The organism is Polaromonas sp. P1_G2 (assembly GCF_056405515.1).
The window spans coordinates 1-426 of sequence record NZ_JBFUBY010001307.1 but is presented as its reverse complement, the minus strand read 5'-3'; the positions used below and the strand labels follow the sequence as shown (position 1 = coordinate 426).

The 426-nt window shown below is 58.7% G+C and carries 2 protein-coding genes; both read right to left on the bottom strand.

Annotated elements, in window-relative coordinates:
* A partial coding sequence (locus tag AC1D0P_RS30275; protein WP_477680111.1) for an EscR/YscR/HrcR family type III secretion system export apparatus protein occupies positions 1–284 on the bottom strand: 284 nt, incomplete at its 3' end.
* The gene (locus tag AC1D0P_RS30270; RefSeq protein ID WP_477680112.1) at positions 281–409 is read right to left on the bottom strand and encodes a flagellar basal body-associated FliL family protein; all 129 of its coding nucleotides are present in this window, start codon (positions 407–409) and stop codon (positions 281–283) included. The genes AC1D0P_RS30275 and AC1D0P_RS30270, both read right to left, overlap by 4 nt.
* Between the last annotated feature and the right edge of the window lie 17 nt (positions 410–426).

Sequence of the window (426 nt, the reverse complement as noted above, 5' to 3'; positions counted from 1 at the left end):
GTCAGGATCATGTTGGACGGCGTCGTCGACAGGCCCATGCCGGAGCGCAGGATCGAAAAGGCGATGATGAATCGGGGAAAACTCGTCACCATCACCAGGATGCCGGGCGCCACCGACAGGATCGTCAGCAGGCCGAAGGTGCGGATGATCCAGCTCGCCACCGAGCCGTTGATCGGCGTGTTGAGAATGTCCGGTGTCGTGGTCTGCGCGTGCGCGGCGCCGGTGCTGCATGCTAGGCAGAGAACAGTCAAAAACAACAGCGATTTCAGGACACGCGGGCTCATTGGATCACAAATGTCCTGAACAGAATCTTCGAAATCTTGCCCTCGGAGATCAGGTCGGCACGATCCTGCAGATCCTCCTTGAGATATTGGAAACCGCGCGGTCCCTCGATCTGCTGCAGCGTCACCGTCCTCAGATAGAGCA